This is a genomic window from Bacillus sp. REN3, assembly GCF_017912555.1.
Lineage (GTDB): Bacteria > Bacillota > Bacilli > Bacillales > Cytobacillaceae > Mesobacillus.
Genome location: NZ_JAERSD010000004.1, coordinates 71,022 through 90,955 on the forward strand (window position 1 = coordinate 71,022; position 19,934 = coordinate 90,955).

The 19,934-nt window shown below is 45.5% G+C and carries 21 protein-coding genes; 6 read left to right on the forward strand and 15 right to left on the reverse strand.

The window, feature by feature from the left end:
- Positions 1 to 42: 42 nt before the first annotated feature.
- Genes JJQ88_RS04730 through argC form a run of 4 tightly spaced genes read right to left on the reverse strand, consistent with a single transcriptional unit; the run spans position 43 to position 4,261 of the window.
- On the reverse strand, positions 43 to 1,197 hold the full coding sequence (locus JJQ88_RS04730) for an acetylornithine transaminase (protein ID WP_210364589.1): 1,155 nt from the start codon (positions 1,195 to 1,197) through the stop codon (positions 43 to 45).
- On the reverse strand, positions 1,194 to 1,967 hold the full coding sequence (gene argB / locus JJQ88_RS04735) for an acetylglutamate kinase (RefSeq protein ID WP_210364590.1): 774 nt from the start codon (positions 1,965 to 1,967) through the stop codon (positions 1,194 to 1,196). The genes JJQ88_RS04730 and argB overlap by 4 nt, the downstream gene beginning before the upstream one ends.
- Positions 1,968 to 1,980: 13 nt before the next feature.
- Positions 1,981 to 3,216: a bifunctional ornithine acetyltransferase/N-acetylglutamate synthase gene (gene argJ, locus JJQ88_RS04740; protein ID WP_282597665.1), complete on the reverse strand. Its 1,236-nt coding sequence runs from the start codon at positions 3,214 to 3,216 to the stop codon at positions 1,981 to 1,983.
- Between the two features lie 10 nt (positions 3,217 to 3,226).
- Positions 3,227 to 4,261 (reverse strand): N-acetyl-gamma-glutamyl-phosphate reductase, encoded by a 1,035-nt coding sequence (argC, locus tag JJQ88_RS04745; protein ID WP_210364591.1) that lies wholly within the window; start codon positions 4,259 to 4,261, stop codon positions 3,227 to 3,229.
- 238 nt (positions 4,262 to 4,499) lie between these two features.
- Here argC and JJQ88_RS04750 point away from each other — a divergent pair, with 238 nt between their 5' ends.
- The gene (locus tag JJQ88_RS04750; protein WP_210364592.1) at positions 4,500 to 5,192 is read left to right on the forward strand and encodes a Crp/Fnr family transcriptional regulator; all 693 of its coding nucleotides are present in this window, start codon (positions 4,500 to 4,502) and stop codon (positions 5,190 to 5,192) included.
- 43 nt (positions 5,193 to 5,235) lie between these two features.
- Here JJQ88_RS04750 and JJQ88_RS04755 read toward each other — a convergent pair whose 3' ends face one another.
- From JJQ88_RS04755 to JJQ88_RS04770, 4 genes are all read right to left on the reverse strand, one after another.
- Positions 5,236 to 5,949, reverse strand: coding sequence for a YwiC-like family protein (locus JJQ88_RS04755; RefSeq protein WP_210364593.1), 714 nt, complete (start codon positions 5,947 to 5,949; stop codon positions 5,236 to 5,238).
- A gap of 168 nt (positions 5,950 to 6,117) precedes the next feature.
- Positions 6,118 to 6,546, reverse strand: a complete 429-nt coding sequence (locus tag JJQ88_RS04760) for a respiratory nitrate reductase subunit gamma (RefSeq protein WP_210364594.1) — start codon at positions 6,544 to 6,546, stop codon at positions 6,118 to 6,120.
- Positions 6,547 to 6,701: 155 nt separating this feature from the next.
- Positions 6,702 to 7,232, reverse strand: coding sequence for a molybdopterin-guanine dinucleotide biosynthesis protein B (gene mobB, locus JJQ88_RS04765; RefSeq protein ID WP_210364595.1), 531 nt, complete (start codon positions 7,230 to 7,232; stop codon positions 6,702 to 6,704).
- Positions 7,220 to 8,485, reverse strand: coding sequence for a molybdopterin molybdotransferase MoeA (locus JJQ88_RS04770; protein ID WP_210364596.1), 1,266 nt, complete (start codon positions 8,483 to 8,485; stop codon positions 7,220 to 7,222). The genes mobB and JJQ88_RS04770 overlap by 13 nt, the downstream gene beginning before the upstream one ends.
- Before the next feature lie 440 nt (positions 8,486 to 8,925).
- On the opposite strand from JJQ88_RS04770, the gene ric reads away from it, so the two are divergent.
- Complete coding sequence (gene ric, locus JJQ88_RS04775) at positions 8,926 to 9,624, forward strand: iron-sulfur cluster repair di-iron protein (RefSeq protein WP_210364597.1); 699 nt, start codon at positions 8,926 to 8,928, stop codon at positions 9,622 to 9,624.
- 47 nt (positions 9,625 to 9,671) lie between these two features.
- On the opposite strand, the gene cls is transcribed toward ric, so the two are convergent.
- The 3 genes from cls to JJQ88_RS04790 all read right to left on the reverse strand — a co-directional run bounded on the left by cls (position 9,672) and on the right by JJQ88_RS04790 (position 14,096).
- Positions 9,672 to 11,183 carry a cardiolipin synthase gene (gene cls / locus JJQ88_RS04780; protein ID WP_210364598.1) on the reverse strand — a complete coding sequence of 504 codons (1,512 nt, stop codon included), beginning with the start codon at positions 11,181 to 11,183 and terminating at the stop codon, positions 9,672 to 9,674.
- Positions 11,184 to 11,331: 148 nt separating this feature from the next.
- Positions 11,332 to 12,348 carry a GTP 3',8-cyclase MoaA gene (moaA, locus tag JJQ88_RS04785; RefSeq protein ID WP_210364599.1) on the reverse strand — a complete coding sequence of 339 codons (1,017 nt, stop codon included), beginning with the start codon at positions 12,346 to 12,348 and terminating at the stop codon, positions 11,332 to 11,334.
- A gap of 248 nt (positions 12,349 to 12,596) precedes the next feature.
- A complete protein-coding gene (locus JJQ88_RS04790; RefSeq protein ID WP_210364600.1) occupies positions 12,597 to 14,096 on the reverse strand; it encodes a nitrate/nitrite transporter in 1,500 nt (499 codons plus the stop codon).
- 343 nt (positions 14,097 to 14,439) lie between these two features.
- On the opposite strand from JJQ88_RS04790, the gene JJQ88_RS04795 reads away from it, so the two are divergent.
- Entirely contained in the window at positions 14,440 to 15,138 is a 699-nt protein-coding gene (locus JJQ88_RS04795) for a Crp/Fnr family transcriptional regulator (RefSeq protein WP_210364601.1), read from the forward strand.
- 180 nt (positions 15,139 to 15,318) lie between these two features.
- Here JJQ88_RS04795 and JJQ88_RS04800 read toward each other — a convergent pair whose 3' ends face one another.
- The 4 genes from JJQ88_RS04800 to yjfP all read right to left on the reverse strand — a co-directional run bounded on the left by JJQ88_RS04800 (position 15,319) and on the right by yjfP (position 18,418).
- On the reverse strand, positions 15,319 to 16,440 hold the full coding sequence (locus JJQ88_RS04800; protein ID WP_210364602.1) for a TIGR04053 family radical SAM/SPASM domain-containing protein: 1,122 nt from the start codon (positions 16,438 to 16,440) through the stop codon (positions 15,319 to 15,321).
- Between the two features lie 389 nt (positions 16,441 to 16,829).
- Complete coding sequence (locus JJQ88_RS04805; RefSeq protein WP_210364603.1) at positions 16,830 to 17,168, reverse strand: DsrE family protein; 339 nt, start codon at positions 17,166 to 17,168, stop codon at positions 16,830 to 16,832.
- Between the two features lie 21 nt (positions 17,169 to 17,189).
- Complete coding sequence (locus JJQ88_RS04810) at positions 17,190 to 17,501, reverse strand: metal-sulfur cluster assembly factor (RefSeq protein ID WP_210364604.1); 312 nt, start codon at positions 17,499 to 17,501, stop codon at positions 17,190 to 17,192.
- Between the two features lie 131 nt (positions 17,502 to 17,632).
- Positions 17,633 to 18,418, reverse strand: coding sequence for an esterase (yjfP, locus tag JJQ88_RS04815; protein ID WP_210364605.1), 786 nt, complete (start codon positions 18,416 to 18,418; stop codon positions 17,633 to 17,635).
- A gap of 217 nt (positions 18,419 to 18,635) precedes the next feature.
- Between yjfP and JJQ88_RS04820 the strand changes: the two genes are divergently transcribed.
- The 3 genes from JJQ88_RS04820 to JJQ88_RS04830 all read left to right on the forward strand — a co-directional run bounded on the left by JJQ88_RS04820 (position 18,636) and on the right by JJQ88_RS04830 (position 19,907).
- Positions 18,636 to 19,454: a Cof-type HAD-IIB family hydrolase gene (locus JJQ88_RS04820; RefSeq protein ID WP_210364606.1), complete on the forward strand. Its 819-nt coding sequence runs from the start codon at positions 18,636 to 18,638 to the stop codon at positions 19,452 to 19,454.
- A 108-nt stretch (positions 19,455 to 19,562) separates the two neighbouring features.
- Positions 19,563 to 19,715, forward strand: coding sequence for a hypothetical protein (locus JJQ88_RS04825; RefSeq protein WP_210364607.1), 153 nt, complete (start codon positions 19,563 to 19,565; stop codon positions 19,713 to 19,715).
- Positions 19,716 to 19,907 (forward strand): DUF3813 family protein, encoded by a 192-nt coding sequence (locus tag JJQ88_RS04830; protein ID WP_210364608.1) that lies wholly within the window; start codon positions 19,716 to 19,718, stop codon positions 19,905 to 19,907.
- Positions 19,908 to 19,934: the final 27 nt, after the last annotated feature.

A 19,934-nucleotide genomic window follows, 5' to 3' on the forward strand; every position in this document is an offset into this window, starting at 1 on the left:
AAATTAATTTTTATTCAAAAATAAACAAAAAAATCAGTCAGTTCAGGAAACCGCATCTGCTGTGCTGAAGGCATTCTTCATAATCAGCATAGCTTTTTCAATCTCCTGGACCCTGACGGTCAAAGGCGGAAGCAGCCTAACTACATTTTCCCCTGCCGGAAGCGCAAGCAGGCCTGCTTTTCTTAAATCGGCAAGCAGTGGCTTTAATTCAGCCTCCACCTCAATCCCAGCCATCATCCCTATTCCCCTGATTTCTTTAACAATTTCAAGACTGGCTAGTTCCTTTTCTAGCAAATCGAAAAGAATATGTCCTTTATCTATTGTTTGCTGTAAAAACCCTTGTTCGAAGATAATCTCCATCGTTGCCTTTGCTGCCGCAATGCTGACAGGGTTCCCGCCAAATGTGGAACCATGGCTTCCAGGGCCAAAATGTTTGTTGAGGCTCACCCTGCCGATAACCGCCCCGATTGGCAAGCCGCTTCCAAGCCCTTTCGCCACCGTAACCAAATCGGGAGTAAGATTAAAATGCTGAAAAGCAAATGGTTTCCCGGTTCGCCCAATTCCGGTCTGGATTTCGTCAATGATCAATAATGCCCCATATTTGCGACAGGCCGCTTCCACTGCCTTCAGGAATTCAGGCTCTGCTACATGTATGCCTCCTTCACCTTGAATGACTTCAAGCATGACGGCAGCAGTGTCAATGTCGAGTTCTTTTTCAAGTCCCGCGATATCGTTGAAGGGAACATGCACAAAGGTTTCCAGCATAGATCCGAATCCCTGCTTGATTTTGTCCTGTCCAGTTGCTGCCATCCCGGCAAACGTCCGTCCGTGGAACGATTGGAGGAAGGAAATGATCTTTGTTCTTCCTGTCGCTTTCCTTGCCAATTTGATAGCCGCTTCATTCGCTTCAGCTCCGCTGTTGGCAAAGAATACACTGCCGAGCCCTGCGGCTTCCGCCAGGCATTTTGCAGCCTGTTCCTGTGCTGTTTGCGGGAATAGATTGGAGACATGCCAGAACAATCCGAGCTGTTCTTTGACAGCCTGTTCAACCCCTTTCGGGCGATGGCCAAGATTGCAGACACCGATTCCGGATGTAAAGTCGAGGTATTCCTTTCCGTCCTTCCCCAAAATTACAGAGCCTTCAGCCTTCGCTGGTTCGATATCCCACCTTTGATAGGTAGGGAATAAATAGCTCATTTCAAAACCCTCTCTTTTGCAGCTATAGCAGTTCCCTGCCAGCTGTTATTTTTATAAAATTGTTTTTTCCCTGAAATGATCATCACTTTTTGTATCCCGGCGTGCATGGCCGCCAGAGCCGATTTCACCTTTGGGATCATTCCTCCGTATATATTGCCATCTCCGATGGATGCCTCTATTTCCTGATCCGTCATTTCGGCTTTGATTTTCCCATTGACCATAATGCCGTCAACATTGGTCACAAAAGCGCATCGATCCGCATTTAGTGCTTTGGCGATCGAGGCTGCGGCGTAATCGCCGTTCACATTCAGCTTGCTGCCATCTTTCGCAGTTGCAATTGGAGTTATCACCGGAATATAGCCATTCTCCAGCAGCATCTTGATCAGTCCTGCGTTGACAGATGAAATCTCCCCTACATAGCCAAGGGCCGATTGATCTATGAAGTCTCCTTCAAGACAAGCCCCATCGCTACCGTTCAATCCAATCGGCTTGAATCCATGCTTTGCCAGCAAGGCACAGAGCTTGCGGTTTACCTCACCAGCAAGAACGAGTTCAACGATTTCCATCGTCTTCTCACATGTTACCCTTAAGCCATCACGGAAGCTTGCCTCGACCTCGAAGAAATCAAGCATCCTGTTGATGGCCGGTCCTCCGCCATGGACAATCACCGGGTAATGCCCATTTTCAATCAGTTCCCTCAGGCTTCCAAAAAAGTCATCCTTCAACTCTTCCAAAACACTTCCGCCACATTTCAAGACAACGATATCCAAAAGATTCTCTCCTTTATGTGCGATAGCTAGCATTGATTTTCACATAGTCATAAGACAGGTCACAGCCCCAGGCCAAACCTTCACCAGCTGCCAGGTGCAGATTAACGAAAATTTGCACATTATCCTTTAAAAGATATTCCTTGGCCTCTCCTTCATCAAAAGCAACAGGCTTGCTGCCTTCGAGCATGGCGATGGATCCCAGGGAGATATCCACCGTTTTCGGATTCACTTCGGCTTCACTTTGGCCGATTGCCCCAATGATCCTCCCCCAGTTTGCATCTGCTCCGTGGACGGCTGTCTTCACTAGGTTGGAACCGGCAATCTTCTTGGCGACCTTCCTTGCTTCCTCATCAGAGACTGCCCCTTTAACAGAAACTTCAATTAATTTGGTCGCCCCCTCTCCATCACGGGCAATTTGCTTCGCAAGGCTCGCACAGCTTTCTCGCAACATTCCTTTGAAGACATCCCATTGCGGATGGCCGGGATGGAGGGGATCATTCCCTGCTGACCCGTTCGCCATCACAATCACCATGTCATTAGTCGAGACGTCTCCATCTACCGTGATTTGATTGAAAGTGGTGTTGGTGACTTCCTTCAGTGCAGCCTCAAGATGTTCAGGAGAAACTGCTGCGTCTGTTGTCAGGAAGCCGAGCATTGTGGCCATGTTTGGATGAATCATTCCCGACCCTTTGGCAGCCCCGCCCATCGAAACGGTTTTCCCGTCAATTTCAGCAGTGTAACAGCATCGTTTCATGACCATATCCGTTGTCAGGATAGCTGTTTGGAAAGCTTCTGCCTTTTCGGACTCTTTTCCTGGATCCGCCATCTCGATCCCGGCTGCGATTTTATCCATCTGAAGATATTCACCAATCACACCTGTCGATGCAACCGCGATTAAATGCTCATCGATTCCCAGCTTCTTAGCTGTGAGCGACCTCATCATCAAGGCATCCTTGTATCCCTGGTCACCCGTGCAGGCATTCGCACAGGCACTGTTCACTACGATTCCCTGGATTTTGCCCGCCTTGCTGATGCTATCCTGCGTCACAAGCAATGGCGGCGCCTGAAAGTGGCTTGTCGTGTAGACGGCTGCTGTACTGCAAGGCGTTTCACTCACGATCATCCCCATATCGAGCTTGTTGTAGCGGAGTCCCGCATGGACACCATCGCACTTAAAGCCTTTCGGAGCTAAAATACCGCCGTCGGTCTTTTCTTTTATCAACTGTTTTTCTGTCATTGCCTGGTACATGAGAACCTCCTTATGGATATATTGGAATCATTTCAAGTCCTGCTTTTTCCTCGATTCCGTGCATGATATTGGCGTTCTGGACGGCCTGCCCTGCTGCGCCTTTCATTAAATTATCGATGACAGTAACGATGGTCACCCTTCCTGTCCTGCCATCTGCATGCAGCCCGATATCGCAAAAATTCGAACCCCTTACTTCCTTTATTGCGGGAAAAACCCCTTCCTTCCTGACTCTGATGAATGGATGTTCCCGATAGAATTCTTCATATAATTCAAGCAGCGTGGATGTCTCCAATTCATTGCCCAGCTCTGCATACATCGTTGCCATGATGCCCCTGGCCACTGGGATCAAATGGGCATTGAAAGTAACCTTGACTTCCTTTCCGCCCCAGATCGAGAGCTGCTGCTCGATTTCTGGAATGTGCTGATGTTCATTCACTTTATAGATTTTGAAATTTTCATTTAATTCAGAGTAGAGTGTACCCATTGAAGGGGACCTTCCTGCTCCAGTCACCCCTGACTTGGCATCGATGATGATAGTCTCTGGGTTGACCAGTCTTTCCTTGATGACAGGAGCGAGGCCTAGGAGGGCAGCTGTCGGATAGCAGCCTGGATTTGCAAGTATCCTGGCTTTCTTGATTTCTTCCCTGTTCCATTCGCTAAGACCGTATACCGCTTCTGAAAGGATTGTCTCCCCAACGGGTTCATGTCCATACCATTCTTTGTAGGAGTTCCTGTCTTTCAACCTTAAATCTCCTGATAAATCAATCACCTTGATATCCTTTCCGTGAAATCCCTCAGCAAGTTTCCCGGAAACCCTGGACGGTGTTGCAAGAAAAACAACATCTGCCTCTTCTGCAATCCTATCAATCTCGATTTTTTCAAGGACTTTTTCAAATACCCCTGTCAGATGTGGATACTCCTCTGATACTGGCCGCTCATCCCTTGCTGTATGGACGGAATCTATTTCGAAGACAGGATGCCCCTGCAGGATCCGGATCAACTCTCCTCCTCCATAACCAGATGTTCCGATAATCGCTGCTTTCAACTTTCTCCCCCTTTTGGATGAACGCTCATTTGAATAAATACTCATCCGGATTAATAATTATAAATTTAAGTTCTTTTCATTATAAGAATACATTTTTGAAAAATCAACAAATTTATTAAAAATATGTGAACTATTCACAAATTTATTGCTCATTTTCAACTCTTTGCAATATAATTATATTAAAATCGAAGATACGGTTAGGTGTATACTCCCCAGCCTATGATAAGGTGGTTATAACATGCAGGCTGCAACAGCTATTTCACCAGATTTGAATAAATTATTTGAAAGAGTCCACAGAGTCAAAAACATCGAAAAGGGGGATTTCCTGTTTGAAGAAGGGAATTCCGCTAACGAACTGTATATTATCCAAAGCGGCAAAGTCCAAATCAGCAAGATGGTCCCGGACGGCAGGGAACTGACAATCAGGATGTGTTCGGCTGGTGAATTGGTGGGGGAACTCTCGTTGTTCAGTCCTGCTGCCAAGCATATGATTAATGCAAGAGCGGTTGAGAACGGTTCGGTGGCCGTCATCCATAAGGATAAACTTGAGGAAGAGCTAGCCAGGGATAATGGCCTGGCCCTTGAAATGATCAAGTGGCTTTCACTGCAGCACAGAAAATCGCAAACAAGATTCAGGGATTTGGTCCTTCATGGCAAAAAGGGAGCATTGTATTCGACGCTGATCAGGCTGGCCAACAGCTATGGCGTAGAAGCGGATCAAGGAGTCAAAATCAATGTGTCGCTTACAAACCAGGAGCTTGCCAATTTTTGTGGAACGTCAAGAGAGGTTGTCAACCGGCTGCTCAGTGAAATGCGCAAGGCTGGCAGCATTTCGATTGATAGGGGATTCATTACCATCCATGCGATGAACCATTTGCGAAAAGAAATTGATTGTGAAGGCTGCTCCGCAGAAATTTGCAGCATAGAATAGGAAAAACAGAAGCCGCCAGCGAATGCTGGCGGCTTCTGTTTGTTCAGATAGCAAATAACATTATGATGAAAAACAAGGAAGCATTGACGATTTCGTATATGCCTACCTTGATGACCGTAAGCGGCCTTCCGTAGAACACGACAGCCCTGAGCAGGCTGGGGAGTGCTGCGATCGCTGCCACTTCCTCCCCCGCTGACACCCAAAGGATTGGAACCAGCAGATGGTAGACCCAGGAAATCCACTTATAGTTGGCATTCCTCTTTTCGCGGATCATTGTTTTAACATAAAAGGTACTACCAGTGAAGAAGAGGATCGATGCGGCGAATACGAGAATCGCCTCCCGTCCGATCGATGCGGCCGGCAGATAGCTGCTGGCAAGTCCTGCTATTGAAAAGACTACGATGGCGCTGAGATCATTCAGCAGGTCCCGATCTTTATTTTTTGATGAGAAATAGGCATTGATGATGAAAAATGGGATCATTGAAAAACCGAAATACACAATCGTTGGCGTCGTGAAGAGCGGTACCATTAAGAAGAGCAATGCCGGCGCCAAGTAGATCAGTGTCCATTTGCGATAATACGGGATTTTTTTCCCTTTGAACATCAAAAGCATTGGATAGGTCGCAAGATATAATAATACCCAGCCAATGAAAAACGGGATATGCTGCCAGACTATTCCGCCTGCTGCTGCGCCCAGCCAAAATGGGATGACAAGCATGGCCCAGGCGCCGTGCTGTTTTGGCATAAATAATTTCATGATTTACACTCCCTTTTGATTCCTACCTTAACTATAAATGAGCAGCGACACCCAATAAGTGAACCTCATCACATTTTCCGCCTGCAAAGGCCATCTGACACCGAACTGTCAAAAAGGGAGATTTTTTCCCATATAATACAAAAAGCTGAATCTAACATCCCGTTAGGTTCAGCCTCTTTTTTCCAATTGCAGTTTCAAAAATAGTTTCTTTAAGTATAAATGCGGTTTCAACAGATAGGAAATTTCCTTCGTGAAAGCCAGGATCAGCAAGAATAAGAAAACAGAAATGAAATGTATCTTTGAGAGGATGGAAATGTCCAGGATCAATTCCTTATCCGGCTGCAATTGGGCTAGGCTTATCAGCCATTTCAACAAGAGCACCGGTTCATTCGAAAGCCTGCCTGACAATACAATTGCTATTCCTGTCACTGTGCAGACAATCATCAATCCCTTGACTGCATAGGCCAAAAGCCTTCCCGCCTTGCTTTGTGAACCTTCTTCCCTGGATGAATCGTACTGCCAAACCAGCCCCATGACCACAATGGCGGCAACCGTATAAGGATAGACTATCCACAAAAAGATCTGAAGCATTTCCATTGCCCTCACCTCGACCCATATGTCACAAACATTAACCCCTTTTAACATTCTAACTGGGGAAGGATCGAGATACAGTGACAAAAGTCTCTTTTCCCGCCTTAACGGAGGACTTTTTTGCTATTTGATGAACACCGCTTTCTCTTAGATGGGGTTTTTCACCTATTTGCCTGTTCTTTCACAAGCCTCAGGATAAGGTGTTCCCCTCTGTCGTCACCAATATGGAATGCGGGCATTGGAAGCTCTTTGAATAACTTTTCCAATCTGGAATCATGATAGAGAACCACCTTGATTGCCTGAAGCTCGTCCAGCAGGCACAAATCCTCTTCATTGCGAAGGAGCAGCGCTTTTGGAAAACTTTCATGTTTATGCCCTTCTATTAAAATGACATCAGGGTCCAGAGACGAAAGCAGCTCTATTTTTTCCTTGATCGTCCATTCGCCATCTTCTGCCTGAAGGAGGAGCCTCCCACCGCCTTCGACAAGGGAAGCGGAGGCGCCGGCAGTAATATGGCGCCCTGAATCCTTTTGGCCGTTTACATCCGGTTTGCCTCCATGTCCATGATGCTTGACCGTTGCGACCTTCAAACCCGATTGTGAAAGTTGTTCAATCAGCTTCAGGGATAATGTTGTCTTGCCGCTGTCCTGGAAGCCGGCAATCTGGAAGATTACCGGCTTTACCAAGGCCATTCACTGCCTGTATGATCCTCAAGCATCAAGACTTCAACATCATCGCCGTTTTCAAAACCTCTTGTTCCGCCAGGGAGGATCATCAGGGAATTGGCTCCCGCAAGGCTCATGATGATATTGGATTTATCCAGGCCGCTTGGAGAAACGACAAGTCTGCCATCCTCGATTGTCAGCGCGCTCCTTACAAACCTTGTGAATGGATTGGCTTTCGGGAAGTCAGCCTGAAGGACCGCTTTTTCCTTGCGTAAATGTGGTTGTTCCGTGAACAGCATCGCCCTGACTGCCGGACGAGCGAACAGCTCGAAGCCAACATAGCAGGCCGATGGATTGCCTGAAAGGCCAAACAGGAGTTTTCCGTCCAGCTGGGCAACAGTCGTTACGCTCCCAGGACGCATGGCAACCTTATTGAACAGCACCTCTGCTCCAAGCTTGGCGTAAATTTCCGGAAGATAGTCGAAATCCCCAACCGAAACACCGCCGGTTGTGATGAATAAATCCACCTCTTTGACCGCTTTGCTGACAGCCTCAAAGCAGGTGTCGAAATCATCCGGGAGTTGTCCGAGATATTTCACATCCGCTCCTGCGCGCCGGATCTGGGCAGAAATCATATAGGAATTGCTGTTGCGGATTTTCCCCGGCTCCAAAGGCTCGTGGACATCCAGCAACTCGGTTCCAGTGGCATAGAGTCCTATGACGGGCTTTTTGGCAACGGGGACTTGTGCATATCCGAATGTTGCGAGCATCGCCTGGATTCCTGGGTTAATAAAGGTTCCTTTCTTGACAAGAATCTCACCTTCTTTCGCATCTTCCCCGCGATACGAAACATTGTCCCCCTTTTTATGCTTCTTTTTCGTTTGCATATATTTTTTGCCGTCACGTTCCTGCTCTTTCGACAGCTCCAGCATGACAACTGCATCTGCTCCGACAGGCATTTGTGCCCCGGTCATGATCCTTACCGCCTGGAATGGGCCAAGTTCTTTATCGGTGAGCATTCCTGCTCCGATATGGTCAATGACTTCAAACTCTATTGCTTTATCCTGAGATGCTTCCTGGGTATCGGCAGATCGGATCGCATATCCATCATATGGGGCCCTGTCAAAATGAGGCACATCGCTTGTCGCCTTCAAATCTTCGGAAAGGAAGCGGCCATAGCTTTCGTTTATCGAGACGAACTCAGTGGAGCCGGTTTTCTTATGCTCCATTATTTTTCTTACTGCCTCCCCGATCGGGATCGGATTTCTTTTCTCCAACATACTATCAGCTCCTACTGCAGGCTAATCTTAAATTTTTGCGAAATCATCCTCTTACATTATAAGACTAATGGAAAAGAGGAAATATAACAAACCTCACAATTTCCCCTTATAATGCTCAATTATTCACAACATAAATCCATAAAAAATGATAATTCTCTTCCGGAAACCGCCTCATGATTTTGCCCCTCCAGGTTCTCCCCCAGCCGCATATTCCTGCAGAATGACCGGGCTTCCCTTGAGCTCAGTCTTGCACGAAGGAAACGCTCAAGCTTTTTTGAAGAGTCCTCATGCCATCAAATCCTAACCAGCCAATATTCAAAAATCCACCGGCCAATAACATTGCCTAAAAATTTTTGCGATGTGTGATGCAGGTCACCAGGTGATACCCCCATTTCCTTTATGATTAATTTGTAGCCAGAAAAAAATTGGAGGTATTAGTGATGACCATGCCTTTTAATGAAAACACGTTGGTTAAAGATATCGTCAACCAGTTTCCCCAGGCAAGCGACCTTTTCAAAAAGAACAGACTTGATTTTTGCTGTGGGGGGAATCGGCCGCTTGCGGATGCAGCTGCGGAAATGGCGCTTGATGTGCAGGGTATCATGGCAGATCTTGAAGAACTCTATAAGAAGCATAGCGGTTCGGCCGAGAACATGGAGGCTTGGACAGATACAGATTCAAAAGCACTTATCGAACATATCAAGAGTAAGTACCATCGCGAACTGGAAGAAGAACTGTCATTGCTGAGCCCGTATGTGACAAAGGTTTCCAAAGTCCATGGCGAGCGCCATCCCGAGCTTGTGAAAGTCTATGAACTTTTCCGTGAATTAAAGAATGAACTTCTTGAGCACACCGCAAAAGAAGAGGCAAGAGTTTTTCCGCTTCTACTTGAACTTGAAGATGCCGCGGAAGAAATACGGACCGAAATCCTCTCTGAAATCGCGGAACTTGAAAAAGAACATGACGCTGCCGGATCTATCCTGAAGGAATTGCGCGACATCACGTCGGACTTCAACCCGCCGATGGATGCTTGCGGCACCTACCGCCTCGTGTACAAACGCCTTGAGTTGCTCGAAGCGCATACCTTCATGCATGTGCATCTGGAAAACAATATTTTGTTCCCAAGATATACAGCATAGAACAGCCTGATCGTTTACAAGGAAGCAGGAGAATATTCTCCTGCTTTTTATAATACACCTGAAAACAGCCTGGCGAATGATTCCTTCGTCCTTTCCCACAGTCCCCTTTTATAATATTGCACTGGGCTGATCTTTTCCGATTCTTCCATATCCTCCTCATTATGCGCGACAAGGTCCCTGATGGAGCTTGTCCCGAACAGGAATACATTCACCTCGAAATTCAAATGGAAACTCCTCATATCCATATTCGCTGTCCCTATTGTCGCAAGATTCCCATCGACGATGATGACCTTTTGATGCAGGAAACCTTTTTTATAGGAATAAATTTCAGCACCATTCCGGAGCAGTTCACCGAAATAGGAGCGGCTGGCATATTGGGTAAAATAACTGTCGTTGATTTCCGGTACCATGATCTTCACTTCTATCCCCTTCGCAGCTGCCACTCTGAGTGCTGTCCGTATTGCTTCATCAGGGACAAAATACGGTGTCGCTATCCAGATGGACTTTGTCGCGCAGGACATCATCGTATAGTAAAAGTCGCTCATGATCCCTTGCTGGGTATCTGGGCCACTTGCCACCACCTGGATGGCACCATCAAGCTCATCCGCTTCCTCTGGTTTCTTCACGGCAAGGTGTTTTTCCAAAACGCGCTCCCCGCTGACATATTCCCAATCAAGGAGGAATACATTGTGCAGCGTATATACTGCCTCGCCCGTCAGCATCATATGTGTGTCCCTCCAAAATCCAATGCTGTCATCCTCTCCCAAATATTCGACTCCAACATTCAAACCGCCGACAAATCCAACTTCTCCGTCGATGATGACGATTTTACGGTGATTGCGGAAATTGAACTTTTGATTGAAGAATCCATACTTCAGGGGAGAAAACGGAAATACTTTAATACCCGCATCCTGCATTTCCTTAATATCCTTCCCCGCAAGATTCATGCTGCCGGCAGCATCGAAGATGAACAGTACTTCGATGCCCTGCTTCGCTTTATCGATCAGGATGTCGATAATTTCTTTCCCAAGCCTGTCAGACCTGAAAATATAATATTCAAGATGGATGAATTTTTCCGCCTTTCTCAGCTCGGTTTTAATTTCAGAAAAAGTCTCAGGGCCATTCTTGAGGATTTTCGCTCGCGACCTCGTCGTAATTGGGGTGAGTGAAGCGTTCTTCGCATAGCTGGCGAAACACATCTGATTTTCAATCAGGAAGGACAAATCACGGGATTCTTCATTCCTCATCAGCTTTTCCCATTGATCACGGTCCCTTGTCCGCTTGTTCTTATATAAATAACCTTTCAAATAAAGCTGTCCAGAAAACAGATAAAAGAAGTAACCAGCCACAGGAAACAGGATCATAACATAGATCCAAAGCAGTGTATTTTGGGCAGATCGATTCTCCAGGATCAGTGAATAGATGCTGACCAGGATGATCACCGCGTAAAACAGGATTGCCGATCCTTTTACCAGTTTACTGTAGTCGCTCAGGAATACGATATAAAGACAAACAATCAAAATGAATACAAATAAAAAATCCAATCTTCTTTTCAGCATCCAGCATTCTCCAAGTCATGTATAATGATGTAACGACATTACGACTATACCCAAATATGATTTATCCAGAAACATAGTATGCCCAAATCCTGACTTTGCAAGAAACTTGCCAAGGGCAAAAGAAAAAGACCCCCTAGGGAGTCTTATCTTATCCGCCAATATAGGACATTTCGATTTTCTTCCGGTTTGCGGCTGTTTCTTCAGTCCGTTCATCAGAATATCTGTCCGCCCGATGGTTCCATATATCAGTAATGCGCTGCTCCAATTCTTCATCCGTAGCACCATTGCGCATGAAATCACGGATGTCATGGCCATTGCCGTTGAAAAGGCAGTTGAAAATCTGGCCGTTGGCAGACAAACGGGACCTGGTGCAGCTTGAGCAGAAGGATTCGGACACGGATGAAATGAATCCGACGTTGATATCCGTTCCTTTATAGCGGTACTTTTTCGCTACCTCTCCGAAATAATCAGGGTCTACTTTTTCCAGTTCATAATGTTCGCTAATGATATCATAGATTTGCTTTTTGGTGATGACATCATCCATTTTCCAGCCATTCGTGCTCCCTACGTCCATATATTCAATATAGCGCAGCTCAAGGCCTTCTTTTTTGCAGAATTCAGCCATTGGCAAAATCTCAGTATCATTCAGCCCCTTTTTGATGACAGTGTTGATCTTAACGCCAAGACCGGCCTGCTTAGCTGCCTGGATTCCTTCAAGGACAGGTCCTACACCGACATTCCTGCCGTTGATCTGGCCAAATAGTTCATCCTTCAAGCTGTCCAGGCTGATGTTGACCCGCTTGAGCCCGGCTGCTTTCAACTGCCTGGCATGTTTCGGAAGCAGGACCCCATTGGTTGTCAACGCAATATCCTTGAGGCCCTCAATCTGGTTAAGCTTCCCCACGAGGATTGGAAGGTCTTTCCGCAACAGCGGTTCCCCTCCTGTTAGCCGGATTTTTTCTACCCCCAAACCAATGAAGATCTTCGCAACCCGTTCGATTTCCTCATATGATAACAACTCACTCTTTGGCAGGAAAGCAAAGTCGGGACCGAACTTCTCGGCAGGCATGCAATACCGGCAGCGAAAATTACAGCGATCTATGACCGAAATCCGCAAATCGCGAAGCGGCCTGTTTAATTTATCCTTAATGATTTTCTTGTCCATTTACGTCAACTCCATTTAGAGAAGATCTTATTATTGCGATTGTAACAGTATTAAAAACAAATAAACTGTTAATAATCTCACACTAACACATTAACCTTCTATTTAAAATAGGCGTTTCACAATCTTGTAAGTATATTACAACATACAAACTACTCGGATAGTGTTATTTACCCTTAATTGTCATGATGTTGTCAAAAAAAATGAAGATGGAAAAAACTGCATCCTGTTTACGATGCAGTTTAGCCAGATTATCTCTTTTTAAACTCTAGTTCACTGAACATCCCGACAAAGTTCTTTACTTCCCCAGCATCGTTTTTCACCGGGCTGATTGTCAGCCATTCTGGATAAATCTCTCCGTTTTTCCTCTTGTTCCAGATTTCTCCCTGCCATGAACCCTTTTTTTTGATTGTCTCCCACATTTCAGAATAGAACTGTTCCCCATGTTCACCCGAACGAAGGATTCGCGGATTTTTCCCGATTACCTCTTCAGGCTCATATCCAGTAACCAAAGTGAAGGCGGGATTCACTTTTTCTATATTCCCCTTCAGATCAGTAACCATGATTCCTTCGGCGGTATGGTCGATGATGTCGGAAGCCAGGCTCAGCTTATCTTGGTAGAACATCCAGATGACGATGATCAAGCTTGCAAGAGCCACCTGCGAAAGAGCCATGAAGCCAATGGCATAATGCCCTGTCAGGTTGAAAAGGATAGATAGCATCAGAGGCGGGAAGAAGCCTCCAAGACCGCCCATCGCCGATACAATCCCATTGACGATACCTGCCTGTTTTGAAAAGTAAAGCGGGACAAGCTTAAAAATCGTTCCATTGCCAATGCCGGCACAGATAGCTACTGCAAGGCAGCCGATCGTGTACAGTGTCAGCGAAGGCATGAATGACAACAAGATTCCAGAGATTGTCATGCCAGCGAAGACAACCATAAGGATGACGAAGGAGTTGAATTTATCCCCTAGCCAGCCGCCTACCGGTCTTAAGAAGGTCGCCGTCGCAATAAACCCTGCGGTGCGGAGGCCTGCGTCTACCTTATCAAGTTCGAAATGTGTCACCAGGAAGTTCGGCAAATAGATTGTGAAAGCGACGAATGATCCAAAAGTCAAGAAATAAAACAGACTTAAAGCCCAAAGCTTTTGATTCTTATAAACGCTTTTGATCTGCTCACCAAGCGGTGTAACGACCTTTTTTTCATTTTTATCGCCAAAAATGAAGTTGAACAAGGCGAAGGCAAGCAGCAAGATCAAATACAGTTTCACAGTCGTTTGCCAGCCGAGCTCGATAGCGACCACTGGTGCCGAGAAGGTTGAAACCGCGGTCCCAATGTTCCCGACTCCATAAATGCCATTCACGAATCCATGGCGTTCTTTTGGATAATATTTTGGCAATGATGTTACCCCTACTGAAAAAATTGCGCCGCCAATCCCGACGAACAGGCCTCCGATCAGCAAATCTGTATAGCTGTCAGCAAGGCTGATGAAATAAACAGGGAATAAGAGCAATGTAAAACTGATGAAGAACAATCTTCGGGCACCGAAACGATTTGTCCAGTAACCGATCGGTATCCTCAAGACTGAACCAAGGATGACTGGGATTGCCGTCGCCATCGCGATTTGATTGGCAGACATCGGTATGTCTTCTTTGATGAACGGCATGAGTGACGATAAAATTACCCAAACCATGAACCCTGCAACAAGGCTAAGTGTCTGGAGCGGCAATTGGATTTTTTGTGTTTTCATGTTTATCTCCCTTTCGTGATTTCCCCGTAAGGTTTTGTATGTTCCAGTAGTGCTTTCCTTGGGTAAATCGTAAGAAAATCATACACTTTAAGATGTGACGAACTTCACACCTACTTCTTTGTTCAACAAACCGTCACAGTTAATCAATAAACCTCGAACAAATAAGGCTTTTTTTATCGTTATAATAGAAAAAGCGATTGTTGCATTTTTGTGAACATTACCATACAGTAAAAATGACGACATTTTGACATTTCCTGCTGGTTTATACATTTTACACTATGGCGGTGTTATTATTGTATCTATAGAAATAGTGTCACGGGAAATAAAACAAAGGGTGATGACCATGCCGAACACGAACAAAATAACTCATTCAATTGAGATAAAAGAATTGTTTCAATTTGCGGACCGGACAATCCAGGCCGAGAAAGGGAGTTATATCTTCCAGGAAGGCATGGAAGCAGAGGAACTTTATTTGATTCTAAGCGGCAAGGTGCAAATCAGCAAGGTTTCACAGGATGGGCGTGAACTGGCACTTAGGATTTGCGGCGAAAATGATATTTGCGGGGAGCTGACTTTATTTACCGACGCACCCAAGTACCTTTTAAGTGCGCTTGTACTGGAAGACGCGAAGGTCCTGGCGATCAGGAAGGATGTCATTGAAAGAGAAATTTTCCAGAATCCATCACTGGCATTTGAATTCATGAAGTGGATGAGCGACCATTTCCGTAAGACCCAGACGAAATTCCGTGATCTTGTGCTGAATGGAAAAAAAGGAGCGTTATTTTCAACTCTGATCAGGATGACGAATAGCTATGGAATTAAGAAAGAGAACGGAATCCTGATTGATTTGCCGCTGACGAACCAGGAACTGGCAAACTTTTGTGGCACTTCGAGGGAGAGCACAAACAGGATTCTCAACGACTTGAAACGGGAAGGAATCATTTCGATTAAGAAGGGCAAAATCCTGGTGCATGACCTTGAGTATTTACGGAGAGAAATCGGCTGTGAAAATTGCCCGGCTGTATTTTGTTCTATCGATTAGGAAACAAGCGTTTACTTCCACTGGCCTCAACCATCGTTTCCTTTGCAAAAACAAGCCAGGAACGAGATCATCGAACAAAAATCAACGAATAACGAAAATGGGTGAAGCCTGCTGGCTTCACCCATTTTAAGTAGCAGCACTGAAGGTTATGCGGCACAAGTAAACCCGGGTATTTGCTGATTAGGCTTTCTTTTGTTTTCTTAACGCTTCAGGGATATAAACACAGAATGGCTCGCTTTCCAAATAATCCCCTGTCATCGCGTATGCGCGAGAACGGGAACCGCCGCATACATGCCTGAACTCGCACACTCCGCATTTCCCTTTGTACCCATCAGGATTCCGGAGCGATTTGAAAACCGGGGATTCCCTGTAAATTTCAGCAAGAGGCTGTTCCCTGATATTTCCCGCCTTTACCGGCAGTAGTCCGCTAGGATAAACGTCCCCGATATGTGAAATGAATACAAAGCCATTTCCATCATTGACTCCTTTAGGTGCCCTGCCAAGACCATCTATCGAACCTGTCAATCCTTCCTTCGTCAGCGCAGTCAGGTAGTCGATCTGTTCTGTATGCTCCTTTGATTCCCTCATTTTTTGCTGGATGACAACGCGCCGGTAGTGTTGGGCGGCTGTTGTCTTGATATCAAATGATACCTTTTTGCTCAACTCATAGAGCCATGTGAAGACCTTCTCGTGTTCAACAGGGGAAATCATATCTGTTTCCTGTCCCCTTCCTGTCGGTACGAGGAAGAATACGCTCCAGAGCACACACTCCAGTTCTTCAATCAGCTTCGCCATTTCCTCTAAATAATCAATATTGTAGCGGGAAATGACCGTATTGATTTGAATCGGGATTTCAAGCTCATGCAGGTATTTGATTCTTTCAATCGTCAAGTCGAAAGATCCTGCTGTCCCGCGGAAGTGATCATGGATTTCTGCTGTCGGTCCATCCAGGCTGAAGGCCCAGCGCGACAGGCCTACCTCCTTCGCTTTTTCGATTGCTTCCTTCGTTACGTTCGGCGTGGCACTTGGCGTCATTGAAACACGGACACCTTTCTTGACCGCATAGGCAGCTATGTCAAATACATCTTCACGCATCAATGGATCCCCTCCGGTAAAAACAAGCAGCGGGTTGTTCATTTCATATATTTGGTCAATAAGCACTTTCCCCTCTTCAAACGAAAGCTCGCGAGGATCTCTTCTATATTGGGCTTCTGCCCTGCAGTGCAGGCATTTCAACTGGCAGGCTCTTGTCAGTTCCCAAATTACTATGAATGGGTCCTGATTAAAATCTCTTGAAAACATCGAATGGCGCCTCCTTATACTTCTCTATAGCTGAAGTATAAATTTATTTACATCATGATTAAGTGAAATAACTCACATCTTTGCAATCCCATCCGATGGATTGTATGACAATTTTGTGTCCTGCCTGTATCCAGTTTCCTTGTTAAAGCATATTGGTTGTTCCAAAATCAAAAACGAAATTTGATTCAATCAAAGGATCAGGTATTGCCAGTATTACATAAATTCTAACCTGTCTCTTATGATTTTCTTATCCCTGTCTCACCATCACCGCCCACTCACGGTACATTTTCTAGGGAAGCGGAAAATGGGTTCCTGAGGGAGCGAATTGAAATAAAAAATTGCTTCCATAGTTATCAAAAAAAGCAGCAGGAGCTGCTCCTGCTGCTTTTCTAGGATATCGTAACGACTTCATATTTTGCGGCTAAATCGACAAAGTCAGCCATTCCGCTGATTTTTCCGGCAGCCAATTTTTCTTCCACGCCGTAATACTCCACACACGTTTTACAGGCCAGGACATTTACACCCTTATCTTCCAATTCTTTAAGATGGACGGATGAAAAGGAATCGGCAGTCAATGCATAGACCCCACTGTTCATGAAAAAAATGGCATATGGAAGGTCATCCCTTTGCTTGAGGACTGTAAAGAAGGTTTCAAGCACGCCCTCTCCCAGTTCCTTATTCCCTCTTCCCAGCTGGTCTGAACTGACCAAGATAACTTTATTTTTCATTTTGCAGCCCTCCAGGAATCCTTAATCCCTTACACCAAGCGCAATCTTGGCGTAGCGGGACATCATATCTTTTGACCATGGAGGATTGAAGACGATATTGACTTCTGTATCCTTGACTTCCGGTAAGTCTGACAGCGCCATTTTTACCTGATCGACGATCGTGCCGGCAAGGGGGCATCCCATTGAAGTCAATGTCATCGTGACCGTAGCCAGTCCTTCTTCATTCAATTCGACATCATAGACTAGTCCAAGATTCACGATATCTATTCCAAGTTCAGGGTCGACTACCATTTCGAGCGCACCCATGATGCTGTCTTTCAATTCTTGATCCATGCTGATCACTCCTTATGAATTACTTTTATCTAATGATAACAATGATGGACGGGTATTTAAAGCGGAAACTGCCGTAAATGCATGTGAGATTTCTCACATTGTTTTAACTCCCTCTCATATCATTTTATATTTCACTTGACTTTTATACCTGCCAGATGCTTTTCAAACCAATTTACAGTACTTTTGACCCCTTTATTGGTCACATTGTGCCCCGCCTGCTCATCGGTGATGAACATGAGCCTGTCTTCATTTCCTAGATAGTTTTTCCTGATTTGCTGATAAAAATCATGCGCAGCATGGTAGGGGACAATAGGGTCCTTCTTGCCATGCCAGAAGAGCAGCGGCCGCTTATCCAGCTTTTCAGGCTGGGCACTCAGGTCGTATTTTTCCAATTGGCTTAAAAGACGATCGACTTCCTCATCGGAGAGGTTCAGGCTTATCTTCTGCTGTTCCAGCTGGTCCATCTGCCAGAGAGCGAATTGCCCAAATGCCGGATTTCCCATCAGACTGGCAGCTGTCCTGATCCAGTCATATTCAGAGAGCGCTCCAAGCGTGGCGATCGCTCCCATTGAAGTACCTGCCACTCCTATCTGCGACGGATTTATGAGCCTCTCCGCAGCAAGTTCTTCTCTCATGATGGAGAGCTCCTTTATGGAAGTGATGACGATTTCCCAAAACTTTAGTGCAAGCTGTTTTTCAGGCAAGTCCTTCGCCCGTTTTCCATGGTATATGGCATCAGGCATGATGACCCTGAAGCCTCTTTCTGCCAATAGGTAGGCGTAGTGCATGTTCCTTTCCTTTGTACTTGTAAACCCATGAAGGAATACAACAAGGGGCAATTCTTCTGAAAATTTCTTTTGTTTCACTACGTGGAGAACGGGAATATGTTTTATGCGTTTTTTCTCGATTACAATCAACTTACTTCCTCCCTGTCAAGGCGGATATGATGGTTTCCGAATTTTACCGCCTTTTAAGTTTAGATAAATGATTTTTTAACAATTTAACTGTAAAATGATAATCACAGCATTCAAGGAAGAACCAATATATGTATTGTAGGACTCTTGGGAAAAAAGAGCCAACGATACGCATATTATTAAAATAAAAAGAAAAATTCATGATTAAGAAGGAGTTTTTATGGCTGAAAAACATTTAATCGCATTAGATTTGGATGGTACTTTACTTACTGATGATAAAAAGATTTCGGAGAACAACAAACGTGTGATCCAAAAAGCGCGTGAAGAAGGGCATGTTGTGATGATTGCGACAGGGAGGCCCTTCCGCGCGAGTGAAATGTATTACCATGAACTTAAGCTGGACACTCCAATCGTCAATTTCAACGGGGCATTCATCCATCACCCGCTTGATGAAAAATGGGGCGTACACCATTCTCCGCTGTCAATCGATGTCGCGCAGGATATCGTTGAAGCGCTCGAGGATTTCAAATATCATAACATCATCGCTGAGGTGATTGATGATGTCTATATCCATTATCATGATGAGAAACTGCTTGATATTTTCAATATGGGCAATCCAACCATCACCACAGGCGATTTGCGGAGGTTCCTGAAGGCATCCCCTACAAGTATGCTGATCCATACGGAGGAAAATGACCTGAAAAACATCCGCCACCACCTGTCAGAGGTGCATGCCGAGGTCATCGACCATCGAAGCTGGGCAGCACCCTTCCATGTCATTGAAATTGTCAGATATGGCTTGAACAAAGCGGTGGGCCTGAAGAAGGCAGCGGAGCATTACCAGATTCCGGCGGATAGGATCATCGCTTTTGGAGATGAGGATAACGACCTGGATATGCTTGAATATGCGGGCCGGGGAATCGCGATGGGAAATGCCATTGATGATGTAAAAACAATTGCCAATGATATTACTCTTTCAAACGAAGAAGATGGCATCGGCGTTTACCTCAATGACCTTCTCAACCTGAAAGCACTGTAAAAAATCCCTTCTGTGTTCCAGGTTGAATCCCCTTGTAAAAGAACATAATAATAATTGAAACGGGCTAGTCCCGTTTCAAAAATTAGCTCGTACATGGAGGGGTAAACAATGGGTAAACGCAATAAATCCAAACGTTTTGTACAGCAAGGTGCAGATACTGTCGCCAAGCACGATGAACGGATCCCTTACCACACGACGTATGCCGATGCAGAAGCGCAAAAGCTTGAGAATGTCAGGAATGCCTCATTAGGTGGAGCTTAAATGGGCAACTGGCTTTTCCGGGAAGCAAAGAAAGCTATCTTCCTGGCCAGGATGGCACAGCCAGTTCTCCACAAAACCACAATCAGGAATGCACAGGCCGCCTTGCCACCCGCTCAGGCGACTCCGGCAATTGCTGAAAAAGTGAAGCTGCGATCGTTCCAGGACGAGCTGGATTCAATTGGAACCAACTAAACGAAAACAAAGCAGGAGGCCATGCCT

Excerpts from the sequence above, each read along its gene's own strand:
- JJQ88_RS04730 (WP_210364589.1), bottom strand. The coding sequence starts at position 1,197 with ATGAGCTATTTATTCCCTACCTATCAAAGGTGGGATATCGAACCAGCG.
- argJ (WP_282597665.1), bottom strand. The coding sequence starts at position 3,216 with ATGTACCAGGCAATGACAGAAAAACAGTTGATAAAAGAAAAGACCGAC.
- JJQ88_RS04750 (WP_210364592.1), top strand. The coding sequence starts at position 4,500 with ATGCAGGCTGCAACAGCTATTTCACCAGATTTGAATAAATTATTTGAA.
- JJQ88_RS04755 (WP_210364593.1), bottom strand. The coding sequence starts at position 5,949 with ATGAAATTATTTATGCCAAAACAGCACGGCGCCTGGGCCATGCTTGTC.
- JJQ88_RS04760 (WP_210364594.1), bottom strand. The coding sequence starts at position 6,546 with ATGGAAATGCTTCAGATCTTTTTGTGGATAGTCTATCCTTATACGGTT.
- mobB (WP_210364595.1), bottom strand. The coding sequence starts at position 7,232 with ATGGCCTTGGTAAAGCCGGTAATCTTCCAGATTGCCGGCTTCCAGGAC.
- JJQ88_RS04770 (WP_210364596.1), bottom strand. The coding sequence starts at position 8,485 with ATGTTGGAGAAAAGAAATCCGATCCCGATCGGGGAGGCAGTAAGAAAA.
- ric (WP_210364597.1), top strand. The coding sequence starts at position 8,926 with ATGACCATGCCTTTTAATGAAAACACGTTGGTTAAAGATATCGTCAAC.
- cls (WP_210364598.1), bottom strand. The coding sequence starts at position 11,183 with ATGCTGAAAAGAAGATTGGATTTTTTATTTGTATTCATTTTGATTGTT.
- moaA (WP_210364599.1), bottom strand. The coding sequence starts at position 12,348 with ATGGACAAGAAAATCATTAAGGATAAATTAAACAGGCCGCTTCGCGAT.
- JJQ88_RS04790 (WP_210364600.1), bottom strand. The coding sequence starts at position 14,096 with ATGAAAACACAAAAAATCCAATTGCCGCTCCAGACACTTAGCCTTGTT.
- JJQ88_RS04795 (WP_210364601.1), top strand. The coding sequence starts at position 14,440 with ATGCCGAACACGAACAAAATAACTCATTCAATTGAGATAAAAGAATTG.
- JJQ88_RS04800 (WP_210364602.1), bottom strand. The coding sequence starts at position 16,440 with ATGTTTTCAAGAGATTTTAATCAGGACCCATTCATAGTAATTTGGGAA.
- JJQ88_RS04805 (WP_210364603.1), bottom strand. The coding sequence starts at position 17,168 with ATGAAAAATAAAGTTATCTTGGTCAGTTCAGACCAGCTGGGAAGAGGG.
- JJQ88_RS04810 (WP_210364604.1), bottom strand. The coding sequence starts at position 17,501 with ATGGATCAAGAATTGAAAGACAGCATCATGGGTGCGCTCGAAATGGTA.
- JJQ88_RS04820 (WP_210364606.1), top strand. The coding sequence starts at position 18,636 with ATGGCTGAAAAACATTTAATCGCATTAGATTTGGATGGTACTTTACTT.
- JJQ88_RS04825 (WP_210364607.1), top strand. The coding sequence starts at position 19,563 with ATGGGTAAACGCAATAAATCCAAACGTTTTGTACAGCAAGGTGCAGAT.
- JJQ88_RS04830 (WP_210364608.1), top strand. The coding sequence starts at position 19,716 with ATGGGCAACTGGCTTTTCCGGGAAGCAAAGAAAGCTATCTTCCTGGCC.